Source organism: Rossellomorea aquimaris (assembly GCF_003315075.1).
In the GTDB taxonomy this organism is placed as follows: Bacteria; Bacillota; Bacilli; order Bacillales; family Bacillaceae_B; genus Rossellomorea; species Rossellomorea aquimaris_C.
Genome location: NZ_QNRJ01000032.1, coordinates 19,637 through 27,111, shown reverse-complemented (window position 1 = coordinate 27,111; position 7,475 = coordinate 19,637). Strand labels below are relative to the sequence as shown.

Sequence of the window (7,475 nt, the reverse complement as noted above, 5' to 3'; positions counted from 1 at the left end):
GTGTTTGTCAAGAGCGATTGCGGCGACCAAGAACCTTACTTTGGGGTTAAAGATAGTGCCCTTTACAACTTTTCATAAGTTTTTTGACACTACCAGTAGTAAGACGTTCATTTCAATTTAAAGTTTCCAGGGATGATAAAATAAATGAGCCTGCCTTTACTGAGTAAAGTAAAAGCTGGAGATCAACTCGTGGATTTTCATCTATTATTTTGATTTTCCAGCAATTCAATGATTCTATCTAATTTCTTATGAATATCATCAGAAGTATGAACTTCTTGCTTCCTATTGATGATGAGCCTCTTGATGAAAAGGGTGAACGACACGGCTCCCAATAGCAGTAATGAAAAGAAAACAAATTGAAAGAGTAAATCTCCGAGATTCATAATGACTCCACCTTTTTTTGGATAATTATACCACAAAAAAAAGGATCTGACCCCAACACGATGATGAATGTGTGGAGGGTCAGACCCCATTATCTATTCTATACAAACGACAATTCAGAAAAGATGGTTCTCTTTGGTCCGAGGCAGCAGAACCTTGATTGACCTCTATTCAGCTCGAAAGAAAGACCCTGATACCCGCTTTGCCCCCGACAGATTTCACATTGATGGTCTGGCGCGATTCCTCCTGAATTTCTCTCAATATATCAGTGAAGCCGCCGGTAAGGGAGGATAAATAAGTTTCTACATTGTCTACTTTTCGTTGAATTTCCTTGTGATCATAAAGGATTTCTTCCAGGGAAGAGAAGTCCCCTGTCTCCCCAATGTGGAAGACGAGATCCCGCTCTACAAGATAATGTAAATTAAACTCTTCCTGACCGGGAAGATAAGCAAGGATGAACACAGGGATTTTTTTATGAAGGACTTCACTGATCGTGACTCCACCCGGTTTGGTGATGATACCATCCACTGCGTCATATAGAGCATTCACTTCTTCCTGGTCCTGAATATACATGTAGGGCATAATATTCGGTTGGTTGAGCAGTGACCGGTACAGCCTGTGGTTATGACCGCATAGTACAGAGAAATGGATATCCGGGTATCGGGAAAAGACCTTCACTCCATTTTTCCTTACACATAATCCGCTATTCCCGCCGGCCACAAGGATATGCTTTCCCTTCTTACCCCGGGGACGATGATGTGTGCCCTTACCTTTAAACACGTCGGAAACGGGGATGCCGGTTTGATAAATGCGATCCGAAGAAACGTGGTGACGGCTGACCAATGTCTCCTTCACCTCTTCAGTCGGGACAAGGTGATAATCGATCTGCCCGGTTTCCCAAACCCCGTTCACAAAGAAATCTGTATACGCATTCATCGTTTTACAGGAAATGCTCCCCTCCCGTGACTTCAGCCTTCCAATCATTCTCGATGGAAAGGAATGGGTGCAAATCACCAGTGAAGGTTTTTCCTCCTCCACTATCTTCAACACTTTCTTTTCAAAGTAGGTGGCAAATCGGGAAATACGTCTCAAAAAGAAGCTCTGTTCTTTATCTTTCATCATCACCTTTTGGTAAAAGCCTTTATAGCTTTCCGGCGACGTTCTGATCCACTTGAAATAAATACCGGATATCATTTTTTCCAGAAGAGGATTAGAAAAAGACAGGAAATCAATGATCTTGATTTCAGCGTCCGGATAGTCATGTCTGATGCTGTCGTGTAGAACCTCGGCTACTTTCGTATGCCCGGTTGGAACACTGAACATCGATAGAATCACAATCTTCATTCCAAATACCTCTCTTTTTTCTTTTTAGCGGATCGCCACACAGTTGTCAGGATAAAAATCACTAGTAATCCAACCCCTGCATAAGGCACATAGATTGGATTAATGGAAAGTGTGTTGCCGAGCCAATATCCAAGGCAAATATACGTAACCGTCCAAATCGCCGAGCCCGCCATCGTAAGGAAGAAAAAGGGCATGTACGGTGTACCGAATATACCCGAGAGATACGGACTCAATTGCCGAAGTCCCGGCATAAACAGGCCAAATAGTAAAGCCTTGGTTGAGTGCCTGGTAAAGAGCTGTTCATACTTCCGCACCTTTTCCCCGGATAACCCGATCCATCTTCCGTATCGCTCGATAAGAGGCTGTCCAATGAGCCTTCCACCATAGTACCCCGTAATCATTCCTGTATAAACACCCAGGAATGAAGAGACCCATGCCAAAGGAAGCAGTAACTGGCTTTTGGCTGCCAATAGCCCTACTAAGAACAAAAGGGACTCTTCCGGGGCCGGTATGCCGACGATCCCGAAGAATAGAAACAGGAAAATGATGAAATAACCGTAGCTATGAATGTACTGGATAAGCTCTTCACTGCCCATATACTGCCTGCTCCTTCAATCCTGTGTTTGGGAGCGGAGTGAATCGGATCTGTTTCTCTGACGCATCCTCAAGGAATGCATCCAATGACTCTATCATATAATGAGGGGCTTTCTCATCGGCCCCGAACGTCGTCCCACTGTCATGAAGGACGAAGATGGAACCGTCATGATCCGCCTCTTTCATCCGTTCAAGTAAGTCCCCACTGCTTTTCACCTTCCAATCCTGAAAGATGTGGGACCATAATACAACCTCATACCCCCTGGATAACCACAGGGTGAATACATTGAAATGTCCCCACGGTGGACGATAATAAATCGGTTTCTCATGGGTCACCTGCTCGATTACCATATGTGATTGCTCCAACTGCTTCTTCAATTGAAAAGGGGTTAAAAACCAGCTGGACACATGGGTATAATGATGTATCCCGATTGTATGGCCGTCCCTCTTCATCCGTCTCACCAACTCAGGATATTTCTCCACCTTGCTTCCGACCACGAAAAAAGTAGCCTTCACACCGTGCTTACTAAGGACATCGAGTAGCTGACCGGTATACATGGGATCCGGTCCATCGTCAAACGTCAATGCAATCGCACCCGGACCATTCACCCTTCTCGTTATACGGTCATTCCTTTTCCGAATATATACCGTGCTGATGACGGAATAGGTTGAAAACATCAGCACGACCAATAATGTGATATAGATCCAATTCATCCTGTACAACTCCAACATAAATTTCTTTCTATTATTTTAATTACATTGCCTGCATATGATTGAGTCTCTATTTATAATGTCTCCATTCATCATAAAGTGAACCGATTTTTATATCAAGGCTTTCCTCGGGCAATAGAAGTCAGCTGACTTGATGGGTCATCATGTTGCAACCCTTTCCTCAGATGAAAAAGGGGGCTGTCCCCATGCTTGCTTTTGGGACAGCCCCTTTCAACGACTAATGGTCAGACTGGAACCTTACAAAAAAGGAGCAGCATAAGGCCACTCCCCTTTTACAAGAATATTAGTTTCTAGGATCTATATAATCCGGATAATCCGTAATGATCGCGTCAACCTTCATGTCGAATAGAAAGTCGGCTGCTTCCTGACTGCGTACCGTCCATGATCCGATTTGCATCCCTTGGGCGTGGACTTCATTCACGACTTCTTCTGTCACGATTCCATAGCTTGGGTTGAACCATTCCGCATAGGTTGAGATTTCTTTTAACGCTTCTGGTGTGGTAAGAGCACGGTTAGAAGTTAACACACCGACTGGAACATGAGGAAGCAATTGATCCATTTTTTTCATCGATTCAAAGTTAAACGATTGTAGAATGATTTTTTCATTTTGTGGCTTGTCGAGATTACGTTCACTTAATGCTTCAGCCACTTGTTCTTCAATTCCAGGGTAAAGCTCTGGAGCCTTTAATTCTATTAAAATACCAACCTTACCATGGTAACGATCCAGAATTTCTTCAAAGGTCGGGATCGTCTCTCCTGCAAATTCTTCTCCCTTCCAGCTACCGGCATCAAGGCTTTGCAGTTGTTCAAGGGTTAAATCCCCCACTTTTCCCGTTCCATCTGTTGTACGATCCACTGATGTATCATGGATGACGACCAATTCACCATCTTTACTTCTTTGTACATCGATTTCAATGTAATCTGCCTTCATATCAACCGCCACATCAAAACCGGCGATCGTGTTTTCAGGTGCATAACCTGCTGCCCCCCGGTGTGCTACATTATCCACCTGTTTTCTTTCACCTGCTGTCGGTTCTTCTGCAAACGCCTGACTGAACGGGCTGAACAACAATGAAAAAGCAACCCCTGTACCGATTAATAATTTTTTGTTCATTTTCTTCATCTCCAATCCTGAGTATGTATTTCTACTTTAGTTTAGGAAAGGGGTGTTGAGTTGATGTGAAGATAACAATATAGCTTAATATAGATTGCGTGAACAAAATTCGACCTTTTTTCTTAGGTTTCTTTACAAATTGGTTGAGGGGATTAGGTTAGTGGTCAATTGTGCTTATTTGAATCGATTTTTGCGTTTGAAATGCCATAGAAAATCGACCTGTTCCATTTCCCCAAAAAGACCAGTCTCCCTGCACTGTAAAATGCCGGGGACTGGCCCAAATCCTCTCATCACGAGACAATTTTCATTTAAAATGAACTTTCTTCGAATCCATGTTGTCAGAAACAATTTTCTTGAATGAATCCATGTCCATATGAGACTTGAAGAATCGTTCAGGGAGAGGAATCGCCTTGTTTTTGGAAAGGTAAATTAAGAACATCCTTTTGTTCCCCTGCACTTTAAGAGTATCGGCCCATTCATAGTAATTGGTGGATCTCCCTCTCATCTGGGTGATGCCGTTTTCGTCAAAGTGGTAGGTATGTTCACGCTTCATTAACTGGTCACTATTAAACTCCTTTATTCCCTTCCATCTTAGAAGGACCTTTGCCAAAAGAAACAAAAGCAGAGTGGCTACAGAGGTAAAGATCACGTTAAAGATGGTGAAGATGACTACATCTAAGGCCTCCTCCATCAAAGAAAAAGTAGTAAAAGCAAAGATCACAAAGATCAGAACAAAATAAGATAAGGAAATCATACGGAGCGTCTTCTTGGTGTGGAGTGCATTAAACAACTTATAATCATCCAACGTCAGTGCACCTTTCAAGGTTAACAATGGCTCTGCGTTCTCGTTTATATTGCTGATAATAAATCCCTCTTTCTATTACATTTATCCCAACCACTATAACATATTCTGTTATTTTCCACCTTCCATTACCTTCTATCCTTTGAACTCTTGATCCTGATTTGGAAAAATTGATTCTTCGTGTCGAATATTCTTTATACTGAAATGTGAAGCGCCATGCCGGTCCTCTTACTTCGAACCAGCACCCCCGAAGCTCCAATACCATTCACCAAACCGTCGACTCCAACTCTTCATTCTTCATTTCTATAATATATTCCTTAGCCACAAATTCCCTCCCGCCATGCTCTTCATACCAATCCCTGATACGTTTCAGATGATCTTCATCGTTTCTGATGCTGGTTTCAATCCTCACATAATCTTCGTGACTGTCGTATTCCCAAATGGCAAAAATCTCAACGGTTTCTTCATCATGATCCTTCATCCAGCGGCCAACCAGTCGCGAGCCGTGTTTAAGCTGGTTCGGCAAATTGGTGTGCTTGAAATGATCATTAAACGTTTCGACGAACTCTTTTTTGACTAGATAGAACTTTCTTCTATAGAACATGATGATCTCCCCTTTTATCTATTTCCTTGCCTTGATCACCATTGTAGTAGGAAATTTCCTCGCTTTATATAATGAGTAATAACGATCAGATACTTCCTCCTTCACTGAGTCAAAAGCTGCTGATACGTTGCTTTCAATAACCGATTCAATCGTAAATCCTGCTTTGATGACTTCATTAATATATGTACTCAGTTTTCGTTTCGGGATGACGACAGGTGCATCTTCGCCTTTGAAATTCGGGTACGTGGTGATTCCCTCTTGCTGGTAAGAACCATCCAGATAGATTTGGCCATCTTCACTTTTCATATGGGGGTATAAGGGATGATCCCAACTAAAGATTATTGAACCACCTGTTTTCAAATAGGAGTGAATCAACCTTAAAGTAGATGACAGGTCTGTTGTCCAGCCAATCGCATAAATCGAATAGACGATGTCAAAATAATCCTTTGGCAGCCCGATGTCTTCTTCCATGGGCGAACAGGATAAGTTGGCATTTAACCCCTTTAACGTTTCTTTTGCCGTCTCGATTTGAGTCTCTGACAGGTCAACGCCCCACAATTCACTTGCACCCATTTCCTTCATATATAGTAAGGAGTGCCCGCTGCCACACCCAATATCAAGCACCTTTTTGCTGGTAATGTCATCAAACAGACTCAATTCGTCTTCCGTCTGTGTATACGGCCCGTAACTCGGCAATGCATCTTTCCCGTTAAAATGGCTGGCGACTTTATCCCAGCTTTTTTTATTTTGTTTCAGAATATCCAGCATCTTAGCATCTCCCTTTCATTTAATTACCTCTGTATATATAATCCGCACTCCCTATCGGATCAACCTGATCGACGTAATAATCCTCAGCCAACCAGTATCTTCTTTTGTACTTATCGAGCCTTTCTTGTTCGTCACCGAGATAGAGGTCACGGTGCAATACTCTCTCAGCTCTTAATTCATGTGAACAATCTATATAGATCATAAAATCAACATATCGTCGCCATTCTTTCCTTTGTAAGAAGACACCTTCAATTAGGATGATGGAAGACGGGGCCAGGTGGAATGGTTTCCTTATGAGCGTATCGGTTGGAGAATGATAGAAAGGCAGAGTAATAGAGCCGCTGGCATGCAGCTTTCTGAACAGTTCTGTTTCGATTAATCCGATATCCCATTGGAGAAAGTAATATTCAAACCATTCTTCATGGCCGGTTCCGTATCGTTTATCCTTTTCAACAATGATGTCATCAAGATGCAAGGTGAAAGCCTCATGATTGGAAAGCTGCAATGCATGTTGAAGCTCTTTGGCAACCGTAGTCTTACCTGCTCCTCCTAATCCATCGATCCCTACAATGAAGCAACGATTTTCCGAAAACTCTTTTTGATATCGGGATAACAACGCTTCTGTTACTTGTTCGATAGCCACATTACTTCCCCCGTCATTTCACTCAATATCACTGCTATATTTTTCCGGCAACAGCTCCAGCACATGACACTTCACCAGTTCTCCGTTGTAAGAAATGATGACATAGGTATTTTCCCCATAATCACTTATCAACTCACGGCACATTCCGCAGGGGGCAACGACCCAACATTTCTCTATATCTTCATGTGGATGAGGATGAGCCACCGCTACAATCGTTTCAAATTCGTGATCCCCTTCAGAAATAGACTTTCCGATCGCCATCGCTTCCCCACACACCGTGATTCTTCCAACGTTTGCTTCTACGTGTACCGCTGAATATACTTGTCCGGATGCCGACCGGACTGCCGACCCAATGTGATGTCGTCCGTATCGATAATTCTTTTCGATGACTTTTTCTGCTTCCCTGATTAATTCATGATCTCTCTCTTCTAGCGGTTTAACTTTTAACATTTTGATTGTCCCCCTTTGTTCGTTCTTCTTTTTATCAATAAAG

10 protein-coding genes are annotated in these 7,475 nt (G+C 42.7%); all 10 read right to left on the bottom strand.

The genetic code is table 11. The features are described 5' to 3' along the window. Positions 1–197: 197 nt before the first annotated feature. Entirely contained in the window at positions 198–383 is a 186-nt protein-coding gene (locus DET59_RS20595; RefSeq protein WP_113971473.1) for a DUF4083 domain-containing protein, read from the bottom strand. A gap of 169 nt (positions 384–552) precedes the next feature. Beyond that, the gene (locus tag DET59_RS20590; protein ID WP_113971472.1) at positions 553–1,725 is read right to left on the bottom strand and encodes an MGDG synthase family glycosyltransferase; all 1,173 of its coding nucleotides are present in this window, start codon (positions 1,723–1,725) and stop codon (positions 553–555) included. After that, positions 1,722–2,321 (bottom strand): DedA family protein, encoded by a 600-nt coding sequence (locus tag DET59_RS20585; RefSeq protein ID WP_113971471.1) that lies wholly within the window; start codon positions 2,319–2,321, stop codon positions 1,722–1,724. Before DET59_RS20585 ends, DET59_RS20590 begins: the two co-directional genes overlap by 4 nt. Next, entirely contained in the window at positions 2,311–3,033 is a 723-nt protein-coding gene (locus tag DET59_RS20580; RefSeq protein WP_113971470.1) for a polysaccharide deacetylase family protein, read from the bottom strand. Before DET59_RS20580 ends, DET59_RS20585 begins: the two co-directional genes overlap by 11 nt. Positions 3,034–3,334: 301 nt before the next feature. Beyond that, positions 3,335–4,165: a glycerophosphodiester phosphodiesterase gene (locus tag DET59_RS20575; protein ID WP_113971469.1), complete on the bottom strand. Its 831-nt coding sequence runs from the start codon at positions 4,163–4,165 to the stop codon at positions 3,335–3,337. A gap of 304 nt (positions 4,166–4,469) precedes the next feature. After that, a complete protein-coding gene (locus tag DET59_RS20570; RefSeq protein ID WP_113971468.1) occupies positions 4,470–4,970 on the bottom strand; it encodes a YcxB family protein in 501 nt (166 codons plus the stop codon). A gap of 262 nt (positions 4,971–5,232) precedes the next feature. After that, positions 5,233–5,571 (bottom strand): NIPSNAP family protein, encoded by a 339-nt coding sequence (locus DET59_RS20560; protein ID WP_113971466.1) that lies wholly within the window; start codon positions 5,569–5,571, stop codon positions 5,233–5,235. An 18-nt stretch (positions 5,572–5,589) separates the two neighbouring features. Then, complete coding sequence (locus DET59_RS20555) at positions 5,590–6,339, bottom strand: class I SAM-dependent methyltransferase (RefSeq protein WP_113971465.1); 750 nt, start codon at positions 6,337–6,339, stop codon at positions 5,590–5,592. Positions 6,340–6,358: 19 nt separating this feature from the next. Beyond that, positions 6,359–6,982: a kinase gene (locus tag DET59_RS20550; RefSeq protein WP_113971464.1), complete on the bottom strand. Its 624-nt coding sequence runs from the start codon at positions 6,980–6,982 to the stop codon at positions 6,359–6,361. An 18-nt stretch (positions 6,983–7,000) separates the two neighbouring features. Continuing rightward, positions 7,001–7,432: a cytidine deaminase gene (locus DET59_RS20545; RefSeq protein ID WP_113971463.1), complete on the bottom strand. Its 432-nt coding sequence runs from the start codon at positions 7,430–7,432 to the stop codon at positions 7,001–7,003. Positions 7,433–7,475 lie beyond the last annotated feature (43 nt).

Coding starts and splice junctions, on each gene's coding strand:
- DET59_RS20595 (WP_113971473.1), bottom strand. CDS start 383: ATGAATCTCGGAGATTTACTCTTTCAATTTGTTTTCTTTTCATTACTG.
- DET59_RS20590 (WP_113971472.1), bottom strand. CDS start 1,725: ATGAAGATTGTGATTCTATCGATGTTCAGTGTTCCAACCGGGCATACG.
- DET59_RS20585 (WP_113971471.1), bottom strand. CDS start 2,321: ATGGGCAGTGAAGAGCTTATCCAGTACATTCATAGCTACGGTTATTTC.
- DET59_RS20580 (WP_113971470.1), bottom strand. CDS start 3,033: ATGAATTGGATCTATATCACATTATTGGTCGTGCTGATGTTTTCAACC.
- DET59_RS20575 (WP_113971469.1), bottom strand. CDS start 4,165: ATGAACAAAAAATTATTAATCGGTACAGGGGTTGCTTTTTCATTGTTG.
- DET59_RS20560 (WP_113971466.1), bottom strand. CDS start 5,571: ATGTTCTATAGAAGAAAGTTCTATCTAGTCAAAAAAGAGTTCGTCGAA.
- DET59_RS20555 (WP_113971465.1), bottom strand. CDS start 6,339: ATGCTGGATATTCTGAAACAAAATAAAAAAAGCTGGGATAAAGTCGCC.
- DET59_RS20545 (WP_113971463.1), bottom strand. CDS start 7,432: ATGTTAAAAGTTAAACCGCTAGAAGAGAGAGATCATGAATTAATCAGG.